Source organism: Sutcliffiella halmapala (assembly GCF_002019665.1).
Taxonomy (GTDB): domain Bacteria; phylum Bacillota; class Bacilli; order Bacillales; family Bacillaceae_I; genus Sutcliffiella_A; species Sutcliffiella_A halmapala.
In genome coordinates this window covers 2,094,345-2,115,665 of the sequence record NZ_KV917375.1, presented here as the reverse complement: position 1 = coordinate 2,115,665, position 21,321 = coordinate 2,094,345, and the positions used below count along the sequence as shown (strand labels likewise).

Here is a 21,321-nt window from a genome sequence, read left to right as displayed (position 1 = left end):
AATTGAACAAACTTAGCAACAATCCAATGGTTATTACAACAAAAAGCACTCTGCTTATTGCAGAGTGCTTGAAACCGGACTAGTTGGTAGTGCTGTTAGTAGCTTATCCTTTACTTCATTAGATAGATCATTTGGAGCGAAAATGGTTATCTCTCCTCTATCATCCGTAGATCTGATAAGTCTTCCTATCCCTTGCCTTAAACGAAGTAGCATATATGGGACATCTAGTTGCATATACGCATCTTCCAATCCTTTCCGTTTTGCCGCAAATACGGGATCATTTGGAGGGAATGGTAAAGACCATATCACAACATTTGATAGCGATGGACCAGGTATATCTAGACCTTCCCATAGGTGATAAGCACATAAGACAGATTTTTCATCATTTTGGAAGTCAGAAACTAAGACACTAATTTCTTTATCTCCTTCATAGAGGAATCGATAATTTTCATTGGAACGATTCTCTTCATGGAAACGATGTAGATCTTGCTTATTAGAAAACAAAACAAGGGTACTTCCATCGGTACGTTCTATTGCTTTCATCGTATGGTGATATTTTTTCTCAAAATCATTTTGAGTATTTAATTCTACCAATTGTAAATTCATATTCTCATCATAATCAAACGGAGAGTTAATAGAGAACGATAAGTAATCGTCAATTCCTAACGAATTCGCTAAGTAATCAAATGAGTTGTTATCCGATAGTGTAGCCGAAGAAAAGATAAAAGGGATCTTCTTAGAGAAAACATTCGTCTTTAGTACTTCTTCCACTGTTTTAGGCATAACGACTAAGGTCAGATCATTATTGGCATGTTCTGCCCATGCAATTACATCTTCCTGTGATAAGAGAAGCTTTAACAAGAACTCAATCGAATCTAAGTACTCTTCCACGATATGCAATTGATAATGGTCAACTGTATGAAGCTCCCCTTCAAAGACTAATTGATTTCCAATTTCCTCAACTTTTGAAAGTAAGTTTTTTGCTTCCTTGAACAGGGATTGATCCATTCGAATATCCTTACGGTCTGATCCCTCTACCACACTTAAATTTTCTTCCAAACTTTCAAAGAATAAATCATTCGCTTCTAAAGAATCCTCCACTAGTAAAGCGAATTCTTCTCTTAAATCATTACCTAAGAGTCGCGTAAGCAGCTCTTCTACCATGTGTTTTTTAATTTTATATGTTAGTGCCTTTTGTGCAGCAAATTCTAATAAATGGCCTTCATCGAATACGACTGTAGACGCTTCAGGTAATAATGGGAGTTGCCCTTCTCTTTTACGCTTATCAAAAGTCCAGACATGTTCCATATAAAAATCATGCGAACAAATAATTAAGTCTGTCGATTTCCGATAATGGTCTCTTGATAAGGTTTGTCCACATCGATGACGCTTTTGACAGCTAAAGCAGTCTTGAAAAGTATCCCATGCAATTAAATTCCATTCTTCATCATTTAATTTCGCATAATCCTTTCTATCGCCATATGGATGAAAGGACTGCATAGCAGAGTTCTTATTCACAAAACTCGGTAGAGAATCAAACACATCATCAATATTGTCAATATCATAGGTATTTAGAGCATGATCAAGTTTATTTAGACATAAGTATTGATCAGGTGATTTTGCTAAACGAACATCAAACGTCACATCTAGTATTTGAGAAAGCTTCGCAATATCGCCTTCTTTTTTTACTAGTTGTTCAATAAGGGACTCATCGGCACAGGTAATAATGGCTGGTTTTCCCATATATCTTGCGTAACAAATCGCATATAAAAGATACACCATCGTCTTTCCTGTTCCAACACCAGCCTCTGAGAAAATGACTTTTTTCTCTTTAAATGCTCGTTCTAGTTGAAATGCCATAAAGATTTGTTCATCACGCAGTTCAAAACCAGCTTCCGGTAAGATGTCGTAAAAAACATCTCCTATCCATTCGTTCAAACGATCAAAAAAAGAATCACCCTTGTTCATTGTAAAAGGCAGACGATTATTCATTATATGTACCTCCGGGAAAAAGTTTGCATCTAAACATTATTGAAAAAATAAAGGGATTTGTCAAGTATTTTTTACTATGATTGATTATAAGAGGAAGATTTCATCTATATTTACGATGATTTAGGGTGGATTGGGTTATTCTCATGTCTTGTAAGCAGTTTGACTAGGAGATTTTACTAGAAGTTATTCTTGTAATAACGTCTTGTGATAGTGTGTGGGAATTTTATTATTAATAGACTCTGTTAAAGTAAAGTGTTAATTATAAGGTACCTAGCTGTTGATTGGAGCACGAGGCGAAGACTCCTGCGGGAGATAGCGTTTTGTGGAGACCCCGCAGGCAAAAGCCGAGGAGGCTCCACAAGCGCCCCGCAGAAAGCGAAGCCACGTGCGGAAATCAACAGCGGTGTTTAAAGGAGCCTATTTATATAATGGGTTCTAGCTTTTCCACAAAACTTTCTACTATAAACAAGTGTGAACTTACAGCTTATTCTAATAATAAAAAGAAGCTTCCTTTACGTCCCGGAAGCTTCTAATTCTTTGCTATTTGTAAAATCTCTTCATCATAAAGTGTTGCATGTAACATAGCTTTTGTATATTCTTCTCTAGCTAAGTTTAATCGTTCGATGCATTCTGACTCGAGAATATTCTCACTAAGTAGCCGTTGGTAGCTACTCTCTAATGCTTTTGATATTTTCATAAAATCATGGACATGTAATGACATCAGAAACTCCCTCCATCTTTTAGATAAGAGTATTCTATGCCAATTTCACGTTAAATATTCTTCTTTAACAAATAAATGGGACAAACCATAAAGTGTAGAAAGCATTCCTACTCTTCACTAGAGGATCGATTTTTAGATTCCTTTTTCTTTCTTTCCTCTTCCGCTTCATACTTAATTTCTTCAAGAGGTAATTCATCAATTGGCATCACAAGTTGATCTCGCCTTATTTGTTTCTTCTTGTCCTCTTTAAAAGCCTTGTCCTTTTCATTTCTTTCTAATAGTTCTTTATCTTTATCTATATTCTTCAATGTAATCACTCCTTACTTAACAATTCCCGATGATTACCTTTGATAAACTAGATAACGATTACATGTTTCTAGGTGGACGTTTACCCCAGTATTGATAGAAATCAGTTTTGATAAAACCATTAAATAATTTACGCTTTTTTGTTGCCTTCTTACCATATAGACTCTCAAAACCTTCATGTGACGTTAACATATAAATAGACCATGTATCTAAGCTTGCAAAAGCTTTTCCCATTTCTTTATACATTTTTTCCACTTCAGGACGCTCTCCAAGACGTTCACCATATGGAGGGTTCCCTATAATCACACCATAGTCTTTTTTTGTAGTAAAGTCGTTTACTTGCATTTGTTTAAACGTGATTAATTCACCTAACCCTGCTTCAAAGGCGTTTTCTTTGGCAATGTTAATCATTCGATGGTCAATGTCATAACCTGAAATGTCTAGGTGCTGATCATAATTTGCTTTATTTTCAACTTCCTCACGAGCTTTATCCCATAAACTTTGACCAATCCACTCCCAATCCTCTGAAACAAAATCACGATTAAAGCCAGGTGCAATATTTTGACCAATTAAAGCTGCCTCAATTGGGATGGTTCCAGAACCACAAAATGGATCTACAAACGGTTTATCAGCTGTCCAATTAGTTAGTAATACTAAAGATGCCGCTAGGGTTTCTTTTAATGGTGCTTCCCCTTGGTCAGCTCTGTAACCACGTTTATGCAATCCAATTCCAGAAGCATCCAATGTTAATTGTACAACATCTTTCAAGATGGCAACTTCGATTTTGTGGACTGCTCCCTTTTCATCCAACCATGCAGATTGAATCCCGTAGTGTTGTTTAATCTTTTCTACGACAGCCTTTTTGACAATGGCTTGACAGTCTGGAACACTTGCAAGTTGGGATTTTACAGATTTTCCGATAACAGGGAATTCAGCGTCTTCTGACAAGTAATCTCCCCAAGGCAAGGCTTTAGTTTGTTCAAAAAGTTCATCAAATGTTGTTGCTGTAAACTCTCCAATCACGACTTTAATGCGGTCTGCTGTTCGAAGCCACAAGTTGGCACGACATATAGCAAGTGCATCTCCTTGAAAAATAACCTTTCCATTATCCACTGTACAATCGTATCCAAGATCTCTAACCTCTTTTGCAACGATAGCTTCTAACCCCATTGCTGCTGTAGCAATTAATTTGTACTTATTCTTCATCACATTTCACCCTAACTGTTTAGTTCATTATTAGTATGTATTTGTTTTATGTATCTTAGTGTTTCCAAGATTCTTAAAGGAAAGTCTTAAGATTTTTTACTGGATCCTCTGTATTAGTGTATTCTGTTCTAATTTAACCATCTTCTAACACAAAAGCTCCCCTGCATGAAATCAGGAGAGCTAATATCAATCATTCATTATTAACGAAAAAATGCGACATTCGATCAATAGCGATCTGTAAGCCATGTTCTGTTCCTTCGTACTGCAAGCGGATTGCTCCTTGTACTCAGGTGGTAACCATCTGTCTACAGATGATTCAAGATCATCTGTCCTTCTCTTTCGTTCGAATTCCGTAGAGAAGGTGCCCCTACCATTGTTTGGGTTTCTCGCTCGAGGGGTTTACCGCGTTCCACTCTTACAATTTCTTGTAAGACTCCGTCACTGTGGCACTTTCAAGGTATTCACACCATATCTATAAAGACTTAGGTGATTTCCCTGCCGTTAGCTTAGTAATAAACCAAGCTACCCTAGCTTATTTTTTCGCTAGGCACGAACACTACAGGCATCACAGCCTGTGCGAGCATGGACTTTCCTCTACAGTCGAAACTGTAGCGGTTACCCAATCACTATTGATGTCAGCATATATTAGTATAGTAAAAATGAATAATTAATGCAACTGTTATTTTTTGTTATTCGTATAATTTACTGCCAAACACGTGTTTTTCTAAGTTAGAAAGTCTACGTAAAATATCAAAGTTTGTAGAGCCAGTATTGCTACTGCTAGTTTGCTGTTTCTTGCCAACTTCCTCTACTTGTCGTTTTAATCTGGCATTTTCCTGCATAAGAAGATCATACTCTTGGTAAAATGTTTCATAGTCTTTAATTACGACATCTAAAAATTTGTCCACATCTTCTGGCTTATAGCCTCTCATGCCGGATTTGAATTCTTTTTCTAAAATTTCTTTAGCAGTTAATTTAATTTTATCTGATAGCATAAGTTTCCTCACCTCAATGCTAGTGCCACGTTTATCAACTATTATTTTTTCAAATAAGTGGGCACTTGTCAATTTCTCTTTTTATTGTTTTTAGTAATTTTTTAAAATTGGGTAACATCAGCCAGCTTTAACAGTGAAGAAGCACGATTTAGCTGTTTGCAGACGCTCTTACCAATCATTTAATTTGCTTAATTGTTCTTCTTCCACGACTAGTTGAAGCTCATAGTCATCAATGATAAATATTGGATAGGTCTTCTCCATCGCTTTATTCTTCGCCATCTCCATTATATACTGAGGATTACCCTGCCTCTGTTCATCGTAAACCACTAATAAGCCGTCTGATTTATCGACTAAGTACTTATTTTTCAAGCGTAATTGGAGAGGTGATTCGTATTTCTTCTTCGTAATGGAATCAATATAATTAGCTTGTGACAAAATAAGTTCGTAATACTCTTTATTCGCGTCACTCCAATTTTCTTCCTGGGACAAAAAAGGAGTAAGAATAGCTAGTTTGAGGTCTGGGTATGATTCTTGCAAATCATAAACCACCTCAGCTCCCCAAAGTTCTACACCTAACTGACCACTAATGACAACCCATTCTAACTCATGTCCTTCTTCTAGTAAAGATACAATCCGTTTTTTTATGGCCTGTTTTATATAATAGACAGCTGGATCATCCTTTTTAAATACTTGCAATTCTTGTGGTTTATAACCTGTAACTACCAATACTTTCATAAGCACCTCATAAATTAATAATAGATATGTATGAAGAAAAGAGCAAGCGACTTGTTATAATATGTTATAAAAATAAAAAAAGAACTGGCGCAAACCAGTTCCTTTATATAAACAGCATTCTGAAAATTTAAACTTGCTAAAAATTATCTTCCAAAAGGCTTACAATGACCATGACCAGGCATTCCGCCGTAACCCGCACCAGGACCTTGAGATGCTCCTAATACTTGAGGACCTCCAGGACCTTGGAAAGCTCCCATTACTTGACCAGGTGCTCCTTGACCGAATCCAGGGCCTCCTTGACCGAACCCAGGTGCTCCCCCGCCACAGTTGAAGTTTTGGTGTGATACAGAATCAACCATAGAATCAGTGTGTGGGAAGTAATGCTTGTGCTGGAATGTGTGATTGTTTACATAAGTTGTATGTGATGGGTGAATGTGTGGTACCTCAGTTGTTGAATATAAATTTTTCACACAACACTTAGTTGGATGAACGATTGGTGCCATCATGTTTGGTTTGCAATTGTACATGCTTATGATCTCCTTTCATTTTTTGTTTTTCTCTTTACATTAACAAACTATGAAAGAAGGGAGATACATGTACTAATACAAACACCTATTTTACACAGATATACTCGTTCGCCTATGAATTTTAAAGCAAAATTGTATAAATGTTTTCTTTTAGATTAGAAAATACGAAAAGTGTAAGGCCGATAACAACAAAAAACAAACACAAAATTAATCTTGACAACGCTCTCTCTCCCATGCTCTTCCTTTAATAATAGTAAATCACAATATTAAATTTTACATGGTAAATGTTAAGTTGACAATACAAAAGTACATGATTTTTAACAAAATCCGAAAAATATTTCATCCATTTAGTTTCTTTTTCAATCTGTTTATTCTCTTTTGAATTTCAGTAACTTTTTCGCTTGGGATGTTTGCGTTTAATAGCTTTTTTTCATTCAAGATAACACAGGCTTTTTCTGCATAAAAAAGTGCCTCTACGAAGTCTTTTTCTTTATGTTCGAACAGCTTAGCTAGTTCAATCGCGACAATTTCCTTCATTGTGTTTTCTCGATGCTGGTAAGATTGAAGAAATAATTGACGCGCCAGTATATAATCCTGTTCTCTCTTCTTAATTAGTCCTAATTTATACGACGCTTCCCAAGATTGTTCGACAATATTTTCATACAACGCAGCCGCAATTTCCGATTCTCCTAAAGAATCAAACCATCGACCTATTTCATATTCTTCTCGGTTACTTCTACTGTTTCCTTCTACTTGTAATAGCTTAGAAAGATGGATATATAAAGTTATTAATGTGAGGACATCCCACTCATTATGCTTTAATACACCTTTTATCCCTTGGAGTTCATGCGTTTTGACAAAATCAAAATAAATCATCGGGGCTAGAAACCCAGGAATATCATTTTCGCGTTTTATCCCTAGAATTTCTTTCTCAACATTGGCTAATCGGACAGATTCTAACTGTTCTTTCCATAACCTTCGAGCCGCATGTAATAAATCAAAATGACCAAACGCAGGTAATTTGGGAACATGCTCTCGTATTAAAGTATGCCTCGTTTTTACTTGTGGCCAATCAAAGGCTTTGCCATTATAAGTCACTAAAGTAGTATAGTCGACCTCTTGAAGAAAGCTTTGGTATAAGGCCACTTCATTTCCTGGTCCTGGGAGAAAATGCTGCTTTACAACAACTTTATCTTCAAAGATTCTAGCATAACCTAAAAGAAAGATAGTCGTACCTGTCCCTCCACTAAGTCCAGTTGTCTCTGTATCAAAAAAGAATAAATCCTTTGGGAGGTGGCCTTTTGCCGATAAAGGGTGGTCCACCTCTGCTTCTTGCCAAAGCTCCATTACAGGTAAAACTTCCTGTAATGGATAGATCCCGTGTTGATAGTTCAGAGGATACACTACTTCTCGAATAAGACAATACTCTTCATTAAAGTGGAAAGGTCGAGCTCCAAACTCTTCCCATTTTTGGAGGTTTGGTATTTCAATGGAACTCTGTATATCGGAGCTAGTTTCTTCCTTTTGGATCGTTATCTTTTCTCCTGATTCCGTTTTTAAATGTTTTTTCATTCTATTTAATTTATTTTTCAGAGACATGTTTTTCTCATCCTTTTTTATAGCTAATTGCGTAAACCTTTGTGCTTTTATACGAGGTTAAGCAATAGCTGTAACGCTCTTTTTTTCGTATCATGTTCACTATAATCGGCTCCAATACAAGATGGGCATCCGGATTGACACGGACAACTTGCAATTAGCTCACTTGCCCTATTGAGTAAATCAGTAATACTTTCGTACGCTTTCTCACTTAAACCAACTCCACCTGGATAGCGGTCATAAAAATAGATTACTGGCTTTTCATCATGCGTGGACTTCACCTGAGGTACTACTTGAAGGTCCATTGGCTCGCACATTAGTAGTAGAGGTGCAACATGTTTTAAGGCATGAGCTATGGCAAGTAAGCTTTTCTCTAATTCATCTGCACCTAGTGTATTCGTTGTTTCTTCTTCCATCGTAATCCATGTAGCATTGGTGTGCAGTTCTTCTTCTGGTAAATGAATAGGGCCCGAACCGATATTCTCATGGGTTTCAAATTTAATCTTTTTAAAAATCGTGGCCATGGCTTTGACCGATACATCGCCGAAGTAAATAGTACCTACTTGGTACTCTCTTTTTTTATCAACTTCTAATACATCTAAAGAAACTGCAAGATTCGCATCTGTAAAGTAATCGACATTTACCTCTCTTACAAATGCCTTTTTTTCTTCCCAATCAAGCTTTTCTACTTGAAATTGGATACCTTGATGGAGATAGATTGCTTCATCGTGCAATAAGGTCATCGCACTAAAGCGATCCATTTCTCCTATCACTTTGTTTGCCGGCGCTACTGTCTGATCGATTATTATGACGTTCTCTTGTGATGCAGAACGTAGGCTTATATTATGGGCTGGAAATGCATCATTCATCCAATGCCATTTTCCTGCATTTACGTGCAGTACTCTCTCTTCCGTCAAATAATCGAGAATATCCTCGAGCTCGAATCCATCAAATGTTTCCCCTTTTTTAAAGGGTAATTCATAGGCTGCACACTTCACATGATCCACAAGTATCACAAGGTTATTCGGGTTAATTCTTGCTGATTCTGGACTGCTTTTCAGAAAAAATTCAGGATGTTGTATGACATACTGATCAAGGGGACTAGAGCTTGCGACCATTACGATAACCGCTTCACCTTGTCTTCTCCCTGCTCTTCCTGCTTGCTGCCATGCACTTGCAATGGTTCCAGGATAACCCGTCATGATACAAACCTGTAATTGCCCGATATCCACTCCAAGCTCTAGAGCATTTGTACTGACGACTCCATAGATTTCTCCATTTCGTAAACCACGCTCAATTTCTCTTCGTTGAGTAGGTAGATAACCACCTCTGTAACCCCGTATCGATTTTTTCCCTAACTGATTTTTCACGAGGTCTTGTAAATACGTTAATAAAATTTCCACTCTTACGCGACTTCTTGCAAATACAATTGTTTGAATTTTTTCTTGTAAAAATTCACTCGCCAGCTTCCGCACTTCAAGTGTAGCGCTTCTACGAATATTTAATGGCTTATTTACAATAGGAGGATTATAGAAAACGATGTGCTTCTTGCTTGAGGGTGCCCCATTATTATTAATAAGTTCAAACGTTTCCCCCGTTAGCCCCTCTGCAAGTTCTTTAGGATTAGCAATCGTAGCTGACGTACAAATAAAAGTTGGACTACTTCCATAAAAGCGGCAAATCCGTTTTAAGCGGCGGATCACATTTGCCACATGACTTCCAAAAACACCTCGATAAGTATGTAACTCATCTATGACGATATATTCGAGGTTTTCAAATAGCGACACCCATTTTGTGTGGTGTGGCAAGATGCCCGAATGCAACATATCAGGATTTGTAATCACTATATGTCCTGCTTTTCTTACTTTTTGTCTTATAGCTGGTGCTGTATCTCCGTCATAGGTATAGCTATTTATAGGTACTCCCATTTGTGTAATGATTTCATTCAGTTCACTTTTCTGGTCTTGGGCCAGTGCTTTTGTTGGAAATAAGTACAGTGCTCTGCTCTCGTTATTTTTCACAATTTGCTGTAGGACAGGCAAGTTGTAACATAATGTTTTACCAGATGCAGTCGGGGTCACTGCTACAAAATGTTTTTTATGTATGGCTGCTTCAAATGCTGCAGCTTGATGTGTATATAAGGAAGAAATACCTCTACTTGTTAATGCTTCAGAAAGGCGTTCTTCTATTTGTTCAGGAAACGGAACAGACTGTGCCTCTTTCTGCGGTACGGTTTCCCAATGAACAATATTTTTAGCAATTGATTCTTCTGTTTTCATCCAATGTATTACTTCATGGATACTTTTTCTCCACTTCATACCCTCACCTCATTATCTACTTCCTATTCTAGCGAATAAGCGTTCGCTTCGTAAAGAGACTTTTCTTGGATATTTATTTCAGTTTATGAAATAATTTTGCTCATATCTGTATGAAAATGAAAATAACCAAGCCCCTTTTAAAAGGAACTTGGTTATCTTGAGCTAGCTTTATTTACATTTTTTGATTTTGGCTGTAATTATTAATTACTGCTAACACTTTTGTTGATTGCGTCATGCCACTTTTACAGAGCGGACACGAAGGAGTCTCACTGCTCTTAAAGTTGTCTCTCATCCAACCCTTACAGTCTTCTGACTCACAGATCCAAATCTTTGTTTCGTCTGTTACTACCTCTTCTACTTCTCTTCTTCCAAACGCCATTGTACCACTCTCCTATCTTTTGAGGTGGGGCATACTAAATCCACACTAATATACTTTTAGTATTCCAATTTACGAGGAAATAATAATGGTTTTTTTTAAAAAGAATTACTTTAGATGACTATATGGAAAAAGACGTCCTCGTCATACAATCTCTTCCAATATATATTGTACCATATATCAAAAGAAAAGACATCTATCTTACCACTTTTTTAGTATAGCGTACAAGCCATTTCAGAGAGAATTTAGTTACAATTTGTGGAACTTTAGCAGAAAAAGCGAATAATTCCTGCCCAATATTGTATATCTGAAAGCCATTCTCTTTTAATTGAACAGCCTCTTTCTCAGTAAGCTGTGGGATTACTAGTGAATATCCGTATTTGTCTATTTCTGTCTCAAATTCTTTATAAATTTTCAAGGTATTTGTATTATAATCGTTTACCTTAACAACGATAAGTGAGTCCATCCACTTTTGATAATAAACGCTTGTTTTTTCAGTCCTGTAAACATAAAGCGGTTTAGTTGGAAATAGCGGTTGGTTGCTCGCTCTTTCTATCAATGTAGCCGATAAAAAGAGAGTGGTCGCCCTACTCTTCCTCTTAAAATAAAGCCCGATATAGATTAGAAAAATAGCGATAATTACTCCTATTAATACATCATGCATTAGCTGTTGGGGATGTAATGAAAATAAATCCTGTAATCTTTTTGGCACGATTTTTTGAAGATACGAAATTTGTAAGGAACCAACGAAAACATACAACATGGAAATACTGAAAAGTATAAATCCATCTATTAGTATCTTTGCAATTGTATATTGACTCTCCGAACGATAGAAATTGTCTTTTGACCCATATAAAAGTACTAATGCGACAAGAAGTATAGCTACTTCCCAAATATGAAACCCTTTAGAAAAGCTAACGATTGTTCCAATGATAAGTATATAGAAAGTAAAAGAATAAGCTCGATTTACTTTATCCTCAATAGCACGAGCTAACACCATTAGTGTTATACCGATAGCAATAGAAAATTGTTGGGAGATTTGCATCATTTCCATTGATAAAAACCGGTCTGCTAGCTTAACTCGTTGAACAAATGCTGGAACTACCGGAAAAAGTAATAGTAGTGCACCGACCACTACTACCCAAATAGATAAAATACGATGACTTATAGTAGAGAAAGCTTCTCTATTTGGCATAAAGTTTTTCCAAATTTTTTCACGATAGAAAAAGTGTCCTACTATGACATTACTTAATAAAAATGGTACAGCATAATACACTAGACGATAGATAAATAAGAGGGCTATTGCCTTCTCCTCTGAAACAGCATAACTAGATAATCCTACAACGATGACGAAGTCGAATGCCCCCACTCCACCAGGAACTGTGCTTAAAACACCAGCAATAGCAGCCATAAAAAATAAGAGAAAAACAGACTTTATCGGAATATCGACATCTAAGGATAAGGAAATTTGAAAAAATAAAATGGCAGCAAATACCCATTCTAATAAGGATATTCCAATTAATGACAGTTGCGATTTATTCTTTAGACTTTTTGTAAAATAACCAGCTAAAACAATAAAAATACCATACCCACACATGATAAATAGTGGGAGTTTCAAAATTGGATAACTCTTTAAGAGAATAGGTGATCTCCATTCAAAAATGAGTACAATCCACGCAAATATAGAAAGACCAATTAACATATAAGGTAATATAATGGTGACCCATTTTAATAGTAAAGGCATGCTATTTGTTTGTTTTCGATAGAAGATTGTACGCAAGCCCACTCCCGCAAAGCCACCAAATCCTAGAAAATTGGCGAAGGAATTGGCAGAAAAACCTTGTAGAATTATTTGCTTCTTAGAAAGCCTCATTCCTAAATACTTCGCAAGAAAAACATCATAAAGAATCATGGTTGCAACTGCGATTATTCCCAAAAACAAAATCCAAATAAATGAAAATAACCCTATTTCCTGAATTTTTTGAAAAACTAATGTGAGATTAATGGACTGCATTTGCTTTTTTGCTTCTATGTAAATAACAATAAGAATTGTCAAAGGAAAGACAACCTTTAAAACTTTTAAAAGATAGGTATTTTTTAATAATTGCATACTTTAACTTCCTTTTATAACTTCTATATCTCCAAAAGTATCATAGTTTGTATAAGCTTACCAAGACATTTTTCTAAAAACGTGATTTTCCGATTTCTCAGCGTTCCATGTATAAAGATTGGAACCATAAACACCCATTTCTACATATAGATAAATATCATTACTTGAAAGGAGTTACAAAATGAAAGACAAAAATTCGGAAATATCATCAAATAATAAAACGCGAACTCCCCAAACCGATATATTACGATCTATCGATTCATTTTTTAGTCATTCCCCGCTCAAAGGTATGTTAAAACAAATGGATGATTTTTTTGCTCCATCCCTTTTCGAAAATGTTCTAGACGTTGAAACAAGAGAAACCGAAAATGAATTTATCATATTATGTAAATTGGCTGGTGTAAAAAAAGAACAAATTACTATCGAGAGCTTTGATCGTTATATCACAATCACAGTTGACCATGAGGAAATCATTGAAACAATTGATGAAGATTCTGCTGCTTTTTCAAAAAGTTATTCTGCTAATCGAGCAAGCCGGAGTATCGCAATACCTCCGTATGTAAAAATAGTTAGCCTACAAGCAAATTATCGAGACGGACTCTTACAAATACGTTTCCCGAAAAAAAACAAGCGAAATATCAAAATTGAAGATTAACCAAAATCCTCAAAAGCTATATAAGTATCATAGTGCTTCAACGCCACAGAAATAAAGTGGCGTTTTTTTGTCATGCATTTCTAATTTTTATGGGATTTTGAACCGTATTTTTCATTTTCTTCAGGTGTTGGATCCTGTTGAATACCTGAAGATTCTTTTGCTATTTCTACGTCGTTATAGTTATTGGAATATTTATTACTACGCTTTCGATTATCTTTACCGGTTGTCATTTTTTATCGGCTCCTAAATCATATTTCTACCACATTGCGGCTAAGTTAGAGAAATGGTTCAACCATTATAAGCTGCTTTATTATTTTTCCTTACACCTCTTCTTTGATTCTGGAAAATTCATGATTTTTTCCAAAACTTGTGATGTCTCAAAGCACATACTTTTCTTTTTGTAACGAACGATAAAATGGAGGAGGTGTTTGCATTGGTCAAATTCAAGAAAGTTTACTCTAATCCTTCCACATCACCAAAACTTGTTATCAAAACGCATCTTGATGAACGTGAGAAAGTGGAAAATCCATACTATAGTTCTTCATTGAATCATCAAGAGGAAGAAAAGTTGGACAACTTTTTCTTTGATGGGAAAGCAAAAGGCGATTATCATGAATAAACCGCTAGCTTATCTTCAAGAAGTGCTATCATCCTACTCTGAGGATTATGCCCTCTCGAAGCAAATTCTTCAAAAAATACATCAACAAAGTGAGGAGAATCTGTTGCCCTTTGTGTATTCCTTAAATGAAGAAGAGGTACAATTTTTAAATGATTCATTGCCTGATGAAATGAAACACGCGTTAGAATCTGAAGATTTTCCGCGTTTGCAACAATTAAACGAAGTATATGAATTATTATAAGGCTCGTCCTTCTTTTCGTTAATATTGGAAAATTGGAGCTAGCTGCACTCCTGCTTTCTCTTTAAAGAAAGTCAAAAAGATGCCTTTAATCGAGGCATCTTTAGGCTTTAAAAGTAGCAGCTATCCCTTTCACCATACTATTAAGTTGATTGACGGTATTCATCATCTGTCCTGCGGTATCCATCATTTTTTTCATATCTACATTTCCGTCTTGGCCTTTAAATTGGTTCATAAAAGATTGCACCTGTGAAGATTGTGGTTTGCTAGTCTGGTTTTGCGTCGGGTATGGATTCATAAATGGCATCTGCATGTTATTCATTTGTGGAGAAGACATTGCAGCAGGGAACATTCCCGCGCCATTTCCTCCATTAGGCGGCAGCATACTTGTTAGCCCATTAGGTGGCATTGTTCCATTTTGGAATGGAAACCCCTGATAAGGAAAACCTTGATAATTTTGATACGCTTGGTTAGGGTTCATCGCATTGAGATAGTTGCCATCTTGGTTCCAGCTCATCATCCCACCACTTAAAGGGACACCTGTTGACATCCCTTGAAAGTTCCCGCTATTGGCAAAAGGCGTCAGGTTCTGCATAAAAGGCAATTGATTTATAAATGACATATTCCTGTTGTATGATAAATGTCTAGGTCTCCCGTACATTCTCCTAAACATTTAGATCCCTCCTCTTTTCTAGCTATACATAAGATATGAACACAAATTGGGAAATGTGCCTATTTGAGAAGAAGAACATATAAGGTAGTGCTAATCATTCGCTCCGATAAATCAAATAGAAAATCTCGCTTATTATGTCTGATTTTGTCGGAAGTCTCATTTTTTCAAAAACAAGAAAAATTTAAATCCCATGTTAAAATGAAGATAACTTCAAAGTGGGGGGATGTTTGGTGGTACTCGAAGAACTTCGTCACAAATTTGTTTCTTGTAAAAACTATGAACCAATTGAACAAAATGAGTTAATGGATTTTGCTAGGCAGCTTTATTTACGTGAAGAATTATCGATTGGACAATTTCGTACCCTTATTAAAGAATTAGAACGAAATGGTGCAGTTCCGCCAAGAACCTTAGAAGACATATTAGAACTAACTTAATACCTAACATTACTGGAGATTCTTTAGGGAATCTCTTTTTTATTTTGTTTCTATGTAATGAACTAAACATAAATGAGGAACAATAAAAAAGAAATGAAGGAGGTAGGAAGAATGAGTCGTGGCAATCATTTTCAGCATAAGAAAAAAGGACATGAACCAACAATAGGTACTGCACCTGCAGAGAAAAAGGTGTTTGAAAAAGCCGAATTTGCCATTGAACCTGTTGCAAAAAACGGCAATCCACCAGTTTATATCAAAAAAGAAAAAGAACAATAAAAAAGAAGTGCCTCCTCGACTTATCTGAAGAGAAGGCACTTCTTTTATTATTAGCTAAATTAAAAACACAATGTTGATTAGAACGTAAATCATCAGGGTCTCCAAAGATGTCCCTTTAATTTCAGGGGAGCCTTTTTATAGCTTCTTTGTAAGAATATCCTGCAACACATATCTGATAGACTGTAACATACCTTTGAACTTTATTTCACGCGTATCAGGATAAAAGCATTGCACGGATACATGTTTCACATTTTCGACAGTACTATCTATTTGTTGAGTGTGTATATATTTAGGTGATTCTTCTTTAATCCATTCCACCGTATCTTTTTCCCATTTGATCAAAGTATCATATACTTCATCAGCAAATGGCTTTACTTCCAGAAAAAAATCCGGAGCTTCTTTTTTTACCTGTGTTTCCTGAAATAATATCTCTATTCTCTCTATATATTGCAATAACTTTTGCGATAAACCAGTTACATCATTGCTAGTCATCTATCTCACCTCTAGCAATAAATAATACCATAAGAATGAGGGTAACAACAATTATGCAGAGTAAGCATTTTGATTAAATGACAATGACTTATTGCGTTCTGTCTTTTGAACTTTTTGTTCATTCATCACCTTTTCCACTTCATCAAGTGTAAGGTGTAATCGTTGAATCTGACTTTTCATTGCCTCTTCCATTTCCTCTTTTTCGATTTTCATTGAATTGGACATTGTTTGCTCCAGCACATCCATTTGTAGCATCATATCATCAAACAACTTCGAGACATCATAACGCGATACAACATTGGACATTCAAATCCCCTCCAAACTTTATTACTCTTACATTTCGTTGCTTCTCCTCCACTCCCTCCCTCTGTGACAAAACTAGAAGCAATTCGTCAAAGAAAGTGCTTTTTTGCATTCATTTATCCTGTCTTGTATGAATACTGGAAGGTTGGTAAAAATAATGGGGCAATATAAAAAATTCAAAGCAAGGAGGGGAATTAATTGAGCCATAAAAGAAATAGTGAACAACAAAATCAACAACAAGCAGATCATCGTAAGCCTGTAGAAAATGCTCCTGGTAATGAAGATAAAAAGCTAGGCGGACCTAATCGCCCTTCTACATAATAGTTGCTTAGGTAGTACCGGGGTTATATGGTACTACCTTTTTATATTGAGTTTTAACGTTATATCCACTTTTTCAACGCAATAAGACCATGAAGTTGATGTTGTTTATGAATAAACCATTTTGTTACATCTTCATGTTGTTTCTCTTCGTTCTCAATAGTAGCTAACCACTTTTGAATAGGCTTTCCTCTTTTCAATACCCAATCTTCTGTATCCTTTTGCACATGTTGCAAAACTGGATAAACACTTCTTAGAATAGGAGTTTCTCTGAAAAGGCCTTCCTTGAAATTTTTTTCATAATCATAACGCGATCCAGTATGTTCTGTCTTGATCGAGAATTCATGAAATTTTTCGTAATAGCTCTCTGAGAATAATAAAGCAGCAAGTTTTTTCCCTAACTCAATGCGATTGGACAGTTTTTGAAAGCCATGCACCGAGTATCCGTATAACTTCCCCTCTAATGTTGGAAAAATGACACAGTTAAAGTGACACAGGTCTTGAAGGAAATATACTAGTGTTTTAAAGACTTTCTTCTTCAATACATGATTCTGAAGTACTGGTTGTTGAATTAGGTTCTGTTCATTAATTATTAGGGAAGTAACCAAGCGCTTTTCGTCACCTTCTAGCCAAAACCTTTCCCACTCAGACTCCATAAAACAAGAAACATGAAATTCTTTCAGTAAGTGAAATAAGGGTTTGTTATAATAAGAGGATAGCTCATAAAGTAATAGTTGTGGAAAAGCATCCTGAAAAATCATCCAGTTGGCCAGTTCGTATGTATAAAATAAGGGAAAGCGCTGATTCCAGCTCAATGCTAAGGTATACCATCTACCTTCTAAATCGGTCATATTCCACCCAGCATTCCTTGATACCATGCTTGCTAAAAAGGACCATTTAACCTTCTTATTCCTTTCATAAAAGGCAGCATAAGCTTTTGTTCGAGAAATATTGTCGAGATTATGTTTTACTGTATTTTTTTTTATACTAGTGATAAACTTATTCTCTTGAAAGGAATATACATAATCTTTCCTTCTTTTTTCAATCGATTTATAAAGAAGATGTGTGGAAGGTCGATTCAATTTTTCTCCTCCTTTAAACAAGCATGACATGAATAATATTGAAAGATTTTACGTTTTTTTCCTAGATAAGATTAGTTTTGGTCTACAGGGGGAATTTTATGAATATCCGATACCCAAACGGAAAAACATTTCAGACTACAAACAGTGAGTCTTCAAAAAAATATTCACCTACACTCTATGGAAATAGAGGAATGACATTAGAAGATGATTTGAACGATTCTAATGTGTATTACCTGCATCAACAAATTGCAGTGATTCATAAGAAACCTACGCCGATACAAATAGTAGATGTTCATTACCCTAAAAGGAGTGCCGCAGTGATTAAAGAAGCGTACTTCAAACAAGCCTCTACGACAGACTTTAACGGTGTATATAAAGGACGTTATATCGACTTTGAAGCAAAGGAGACAAAGAACAAAACCTCCTTTCCATTGCAAAATTTTCATGACCATCAAATAAAACATATGCAACAGGTAGTGAAACAAAATGGAATTTGTTTCGTCATATTAATGTTCCGTGTTTTTAATGAGGTATATTTATTACCAGCTGAAAAATTATTTCATTATTGGGAGCGAAAAGAAAACGGGGAAAGAAAATCAATCACAAAACAAGAGGTTGAACGTGATGGTTACTTGATACCATTAGGCTTCCAACCAAGAATTGATTATATTAAAATAATAGATGCTATCTATTATTAACCCCTGTAACACGGTAAAAGTGGAGAAAGGCAGGTCTGTAACATGACTGATAAATACCAATCAAGAGAACAGAGAAGAAAAGCATTAGAAGAACAAAAAAGCGCGAAAAAAGGGCCAAATGCGAAGAAGAGAAAAAATCTTTTCAAAAAAATCATATTATCTTGCCTCATTGTTGGAATAGTAGGGCTTGTTATTGGAATTGGAACCTTTGCCTTTTATGTAAAAGGAACTCCTCCTCTAGACGAGACATTACTCAAAGTCCCTGTGCCTTCTAAAGTTTATGGATTAGATGGAGAATTAGCCGCAGAAATTGGTGGTCATGAAGCAAGAGAATATGCCGAATATGAGGAACTTCCTGAACTAGTAAAGGATGCATTTCTAGCAACAGAAGATGTTCGTTTCTTTGAACATAATGGTGTGGATTATCGTCGTCTTGGAGGAGCAGTTGTTGCAAATGTGACAAGAGGATTTGGCTCTGAAGGTGGTAGTACCATAACTCAACAATTAGTTAAATTATCTTTTCTCTCTAAGGATAAAACATTAAAAAGAAAAGCCCAAGAGTTTTATTTAGCTTACGAACTTGAATCTCGTTTTTCGAAAGAACAGATTCTTGAAATGTACTTAAATAGAATTTATTTTTCTAATTATTCATACGGAATTGCAAAAGCTGCAAAAAATTATTACGGCAAAACGCTTGACGAGTTAGAACTTCATGAAGCAGCAATGTTAGCAGGGCTTCCACAAAGTCCAAACAATTACAATCCGCTAACTAACCCTGAATCTGGAGAAAAGCGTCGTAATATTGTCCTTACCTTAATGGTGAAACACGGAAAAATCACACAAGAGGAAGCTGATGAAGCAAAGGCAATTCCGATTGATGCGACATTAACAAGCGATGTAGAGAAAACAAGTTTTTCCAATAAATACAACGCTTTTATTGATCGAGTTATTGAAGAAATTTCTGAACAACTTGGAGAAGTAGATCCACAGGCTGATGGTCTAGAAATCTATACGACACTCGATGTAGATGCCCAAGAACATGTTGAATATCTATTATCGGATGAAAGTGGAATCGCACACCCAGATAATGAAGATTACCAAGCGGGAATTGCCCTGATTGATACGCAAACTGGGGAAATTCGAGCAATCGGCGGTGGACGCAACCATGTAAAAACCGGATTAAATTACGCTACTGACATTCGAGTACAACCAGGATCGGCAATAAAGCCAATTTTAGATTACGGTCCCGCTATTGAATACTTAAATTGGTCTACGTACCACCAAATCAATGATGAACCTATTAGTTATTCAAATGGAGCCTCTATCAACAACTGGGATAAAAGGCATAAAGGGTATATGAGTATGCGCGAGCACCTAGCAGATTCACGTAATATTCCAGCCTTAAAAGCTTTCCAAGAGGTTGGCGAAGAAAAAGTACGTGAATTCGGATTGAAACTTGGAATTCCTTTAGGCGAACATGTACCAGAGGCGTATTCTATCGGTGGATTTGAACGAGGAGTCTCCCCTCTTCAATTAGCTGGCGCCTATGCACCATTTGGGAATAGCGGAGTCTATACAGAACCATTTGCAGTCACAAAGGTTGTTTTTCAAGATGGAACAAGTGTGAATTTAAATAAAGAATCTCAGGTAGTTATGAAAGATTCTACAGCATTTATGATATCAGATATGCTAAAAACCTCTGTTAGAAGCGGTTTGGCTCGTGCAGCTAATGTTCCTGGATTAAACCTTGCAGGTAAATCAGGAACTACTAACTTTAGTGGTGATGATCTTCAGCGATTTAATATTCCAGAAGCGGCAGCTCCTAGCACTTGGTTTGCTGGATATACGCCAACCTATACTGCTGCAGTATGGACTGGGTTTAATAAATCCGGAGAAGATAATTATTTACGCAGTATTAGCTCTGGTTCACAAGATCAATATTTATCAAGAGAACTTTTCAGACAGTTGATGGCACACATATCAACAACCGAAGCAGATAAAGCTGACTTCCCTGTTCCAAACAGTGTTGTTCGCGTTGCGATTGAAAAAGGATCTAATCCACCGCTTAAAGCGAGTGAATTTACACCTAAAGATCGCGTGACAAACGAGTACTTCGTAAAAGGTACAGAGCCAACCAAGGTATCAACGGAATATGATAAGCTAACCAGCCCTTCTAATTTCACGGCTACCTATGACGAAGAGTCGAATAAGATTTTACTAAACTGGGATTATCCTGAAGATCAAATGGATAGAGTAAGCTTTGATATAAAAGTAGCGGTTAATGAGGGCACGCCTCAATCACTGACTGTTACTAAGGAACTTAGCTTTACTATCGATGCGCCTGACCCAGGTGCAACCTTTACATTTGAACTAACAGCAATACAAAACGACAACAACGAAAATAGAAGTGATTCTGTCACAAAATCCGTCCAAATCCCTGAACCTATTGAAGAAGAGGAAGAGGAAATTATAATACCTGAACTCCCTCCTACTACTCCACCGGATGAAGACGAAGAAACAGAGCCTCCTGTAGAAGATGATGAGGGCGATGTGGACGATAACGAAGAAGATGACTCGGATGAAGTATCTGAGGATAATGATAGAGAAAGTAATAATGACTAGTTAACAAAAAAACAGTAGTTCATCACGAT

General features: G+C 36.3%; 24 protein-coding genes and 1 other RNA gene. 8 read left to right on the top strand and 17 right to left on the bottom strand.

Going from position 1 to position 21,321, the window contains the following annotated elements:
* Positions 1-54: 54 nt before the first annotated feature.
* The 12 genes from BK580_RS10330 to BK580_RS10275 form a co-directional block, all read right to left on the bottom strand.
* Positions 55-1,992 carry an ATP-dependent DNA helicase gene (locus BK580_RS10330; protein WP_078380242.1) on the bottom strand — a complete coding sequence of 646 codons (1,938 nt, stop codon included), beginning with the start codon at positions 1,990-1,992 and terminating at the stop codon, positions 55-57.
* A 529-nt stretch (positions 1,993-2,521) separates the two neighbouring features.
* Positions 2,522-2,713 carry a hypothetical protein gene (locus BK580_RS10325; RefSeq protein WP_078380241.1) on the bottom strand — a complete coding sequence of 64 codons (192 nt, stop codon included), beginning with the start codon at positions 2,711-2,713 and terminating at the stop codon, positions 2,522-2,524.
* Between the two features lie 107 nt (positions 2,714-2,820).
* On the bottom strand, positions 2,821-3,030 hold the full coding sequence (locus BK580_RS10320) for a hypothetical protein (protein ID WP_235864029.1): 210 nt from the start codon (positions 3,028-3,030) through the stop codon (positions 2,821-2,823).
* 49 nt (positions 3,031-3,079) lie between these two features.
* On the bottom strand, positions 3,080-4,225 hold the full coding sequence (locus BK580_RS10315; protein ID WP_078380239.1) for a THUMP domain-containing class I SAM-dependent RNA methyltransferase: 1,146 nt from the start codon (positions 4,223-4,225) through the stop codon (positions 3,080-3,082).
* 233 nt (positions 4,226-4,458) lie between these two features.
* An RNA gene (gene rnpB, locus BK580_RS10310) (RNase P RNA component class B) lies at positions 4,459-4,852 on the bottom strand.
* A 62-nt stretch (positions 4,853-4,914) separates the two neighbouring features.
* Positions 4,915-5,220 carry a cell division regulator GpsB gene (gene gpsB / locus BK580_RS10305; RefSeq protein ID WP_078380238.1) on the bottom strand — a complete coding sequence of 102 codons (306 nt, stop codon included), beginning with the start codon at positions 5,218-5,220 and terminating at the stop codon, positions 4,915-4,917.
* Positions 5,221-5,388: 168 nt separating this feature from the next.
* Positions 5,389-5,955: an SLOG family protein gene (locus BK580_RS10300; RefSeq protein WP_078380237.1), complete on the bottom strand. Its 567-nt coding sequence runs from the start codon at positions 5,953-5,955 to the stop codon at positions 5,389-5,391.
* 143 nt (positions 5,956-6,098) lie between these two features.
* Complete coding sequence (locus BK580_RS24045) at positions 6,099-6,482, bottom strand: spore coat protein (RefSeq protein WP_078380236.1); 384 nt, start codon at positions 6,480-6,482, stop codon at positions 6,099-6,101.
* Positions 6,483-6,821: 339 nt separating this feature from the next.
* On the bottom strand, positions 6,822-8,081 hold the full coding sequence (locus BK580_RS10290) for a ribonuclease H-like domain-containing protein (protein WP_078380235.1): 1,260 nt from the start codon (positions 8,079-8,081) through the stop codon (positions 6,822-6,824).
* A gap of 47 nt (positions 8,082-8,128) precedes the next feature.
* The gene (locus BK580_RS10285; RefSeq protein ID WP_078380234.1) at positions 8,129-10,396 is read right to left on the bottom strand and encodes a DEAD/DEAH box helicase; all 2,268 of its coding nucleotides are present in this window, start codon (positions 10,394-10,396) and stop codon (positions 8,129-8,131) included.
* Between the two features lie 172 nt (positions 10,397-10,568).
* The gene (locus tag BK580_RS10280; protein ID WP_078380233.1) at positions 10,569-10,775 is read right to left on the bottom strand and encodes a cold-shock protein; all 207 of its coding nucleotides are present in this window, start codon (positions 10,773-10,775) and stop codon (positions 10,569-10,571) included.
* Between the two features lie 193 nt (positions 10,776-10,968).
* A complete protein-coding gene (locus BK580_RS10275; protein WP_078380232.1) occupies positions 10,969-12,882 on the bottom strand; it encodes a lysylphosphatidylglycerol synthase domain-containing protein in 1,914 nt (637 codons plus the stop codon).
* Between the two features lie 181 nt (positions 12,883-13,063).
* Between BK580_RS10275 and BK580_RS10270 the strand changes: the two genes are divergently transcribed.
* Complete coding sequence (locus BK580_RS10270) at positions 13,064-13,537, top strand: Hsp20/alpha crystallin family protein (protein ID WP_078380231.1); 474 nt, start codon at positions 13,064-13,066, stop codon at positions 13,535-13,537.
* Positions 13,538-13,617: 80 nt separating this feature from the next.
* Here BK580_RS10270 and BK580_RS23560 read toward each other — a convergent pair whose 3' ends face one another.
* A complete protein-coding gene (locus BK580_RS23560; protein ID WP_169864914.1) occupies positions 13,618-13,767 on the bottom strand; it encodes a hypothetical protein in 150 nt (49 codons plus the stop codon).
* A 203-nt stretch (positions 13,768-13,970) separates the two neighbouring features.
* Here BK580_RS23560 and BK580_RS10265 point away from each other — a divergent pair, with 203 nt between their 5' ends.
* Together BK580_RS10265 and BK580_RS10260 are read left to right on the top strand one after the other, a co-directional pair.
* Positions 13,971-14,156 (top strand): hypothetical protein, encoded by a 186-nt coding sequence (locus BK580_RS10265; protein ID WP_078380230.1) that lies wholly within the window; start codon positions 13,971-13,973, stop codon positions 14,154-14,156.
* Positions 14,149-14,397 (top strand): hypothetical protein, encoded by a 249-nt coding sequence (locus BK580_RS10260; RefSeq protein WP_078380229.1) that lies wholly within the window; start codon positions 14,149-14,151, stop codon positions 14,395-14,397. Before BK580_RS10265 ends, BK580_RS10260 begins: the two co-directional genes overlap by 8 nt.
* A gap of 100 nt (positions 14,398-14,497) precedes the next feature.
* Here the strand turns inward: BK580_RS10260 and BK580_RS10255 are convergent, their stop codons facing one another.
* Positions 14,498-14,944 (bottom strand): YppG family protein, encoded by a 447-nt coding sequence (locus BK580_RS10255; protein ID WP_235864028.1) that lies wholly within the window; start codon positions 14,942-14,944, stop codon positions 14,498-14,500.
* Between the two features lie 353 nt (positions 14,945-15,297).
* On the opposite strand from BK580_RS10255, the gene yppF reads away from it, so the two are divergent.
* Positions 15,298-15,501, top strand: coding sequence for a YppF family protein (gene yppF / locus BK580_RS10250; RefSeq protein WP_078380228.1), 204 nt, complete (start codon positions 15,298-15,300; stop codon positions 15,499-15,501).
* Between the two features lie 111 nt (positions 15,502-15,612).
* Positions 15,613-15,777: a hypothetical protein gene (locus BK580_RS23555; protein ID WP_169864911.1), complete on the top strand. Its 165-nt coding sequence runs from the start codon at positions 15,613-15,615 to the stop codon at positions 15,775-15,777.
* Positions 15,778-15,912: 135 nt separating this feature from the next.
* On the opposite strand, the gene BK580_RS10245 is transcribed toward BK580_RS23555, so the two are convergent.
* On the bottom strand, positions 15,913-16,269 hold the full coding sequence (locus BK580_RS10245; protein WP_078380227.1) for a YppE family protein: 357 nt from the start codon (positions 16,267-16,269) through the stop codon (positions 15,913-15,915).
* A gap of 51 nt (positions 16,270-16,320) precedes the next feature.
* The gene (locus BK580_RS10240) at positions 16,321-16,575 is read right to left on the bottom strand and encodes a hypothetical protein (RefSeq protein WP_078380226.1); all 255 of its coding nucleotides are present in this window, start codon (positions 16,573-16,575) and stop codon (positions 16,321-16,323) included.
* A gap of 195 nt (positions 16,576-16,770) precedes the next feature.
* Here BK580_RS10240 and BK580_RS24040 point away from each other — a divergent pair, with 195 nt between their 5' ends.
* Positions 16,771-16,893 carry a hypothetical protein gene (locus BK580_RS24040; protein ID WP_268877372.1) on the top strand — a complete coding sequence of 41 codons (123 nt, stop codon included), beginning with the start codon at positions 16,771-16,773 and terminating at the stop codon, positions 16,891-16,893.
* A gap of 59 nt (positions 16,894-16,952) precedes the next feature.
* Here BK580_RS24040 and BK580_RS10235 read toward each other — a convergent pair whose 3' ends face one another.
* Positions 16,953-17,972, bottom strand: coding sequence for a DUF2515 family protein (locus BK580_RS10235; RefSeq protein ID WP_235864027.1), 1,020 nt, complete (start codon positions 17,970-17,972; stop codon positions 16,953-16,955).
* A 98-nt stretch (positions 17,973-18,070) separates the two neighbouring features.
* Here BK580_RS10235 and recU point away from each other — a divergent pair, with 98 nt between their 5' ends.
* Together recU and BK580_RS10225 are read left to right on the top strand one after the other, a co-directional pair.
* Positions 18,071-18,670 carry a Holliday junction resolvase RecU gene (gene recU / locus BK580_RS10230; RefSeq protein WP_078380224.1) on the top strand — a complete coding sequence of 200 codons (600 nt, stop codon included), beginning with the start codon at positions 18,071-18,073 and terminating at the stop codon, positions 18,668-18,670.
* 42 nt (positions 18,671-18,712) lie between these two features.
* Entirely contained in the window at positions 18,713-21,292 is a 2,580-nt protein-coding gene (locus tag BK580_RS10225; RefSeq protein ID WP_078380223.1) for a transglycosylase domain-containing protein, read from the top strand.
* Positions 21,293-21,321: the final 29 nt, after the last annotated feature.

Coding starts and splice junctions, on each gene's coding strand:
- BK580_RS10330 (WP_078380242.1), bottom strand. CDS start 1,992: ATGAATAATCGTCTGCCTTTTACAATGAACAAGGGTGATTCTTTTTTT.
- BK580_RS10325 (WP_078380241.1), bottom strand. CDS start 2,713: ATGTCATTACATGTCCATGATTTTATGAAAATATCAAAAGCATTAGAG.
- BK580_RS10315 (WP_078380239.1), bottom strand. CDS start 4,225: ATGAAGAATAAGTACAAATTAATTGCTACAGCAGCAATGGGGTTAGAA.
- gpsB (WP_078380238.1), bottom strand. CDS start 5,220: ATGCTATCAGATAAAATTAAATTAACTGCTAAAGAAATTTTAGAAAAA.
- BK580_RS10300 (WP_078380237.1), bottom strand. CDS start 5,955: ATGAAAGTATTGGTAGTTACAGGTTATAAACCACAAGAATTGCAAGTA.
- BK580_RS24045 (WP_078380236.1), bottom strand. CDS start 6,482: ATGTACAATTGCAAACCAAACATGATGGCACCAATCGTTCATCCAACT.
- BK580_RS10290 (WP_078380235.1), bottom strand. CDS start 8,081: ATGTCTCTGAAAAATAAATTAAATAGAATGAAAAAACATTTAAAAACG.
- BK580_RS10285 (WP_078380234.1), bottom strand. CDS start 10,396: ATGAAGTGGAGAAAAAGTATCCATGAAGTAATACATTGGATGAAAACA.
- BK580_RS10280 (WP_078380233.1), bottom strand. CDS start 10,775: ATGGCGTTTGGAAGAAGAGAAGTAGAAGAGGTAGTAACAGACGAAACA.
- BK580_RS10275 (WP_078380232.1), bottom strand. CDS start 12,882: ATGCAATTATTAAAAAATACCTATCTTTTAAAAGTTTTAAAGGTTGTC.
- BK580_RS10270 (WP_078380231.1), top strand. CDS start 13,064: ATGAAAGACAAAAATTCGGAAATATCATCAAATAATAAAACGCGAACT.
- BK580_RS23560 (WP_169864914.1), bottom strand. CDS start 13,767: ATGACAACCGGTAAAGATAATCGAAAGCGTAGTAATAAATATTCCAAT.
- BK580_RS10260 (WP_078380229.1), top strand. CDS start 14,149: ATGAATAAACCGCTAGCTTATCTTCAAGAAGTGCTATCATCCTACTCT.
- BK580_RS10255 (WP_235864028.1), bottom strand. CDS start 14,944: ATGTCAACAGGTGTCCCTTTAAGTGGTGGGATGATGAGCTGGAACCAA.
- BK580_RS23555 (WP_169864911.1), top strand. CDS start 15,613: ATGAGTCGTGGCAATCATTTTCAGCATAAGAAAAAAGGACATGAACCA.
- BK580_RS10245 (WP_078380227.1), bottom strand. CDS start 16,269: ATGACTAGCAATGATGTAACTGGTTTATCGCAAAAGTTATTGCAATAT.
- BK580_RS10240 (WP_078380226.1), bottom strand. CDS start 16,575: ATGTCCAATGTTGTATCGCGTTATGATGTCTCGAAGTTGTTTGATGAT.
- recU (WP_078380224.1), top strand. CDS start 18,071: ATGAATATCCGATACCCAAACGGAAAAACATTTCAGACTACAAACAGT.
- BK580_RS10225 (WP_078380223.1), top strand. CDS start 18,713: ATGACTGATAAATACCAATCAAGAGAACAGAGAAGAAAAGCATTAGAA.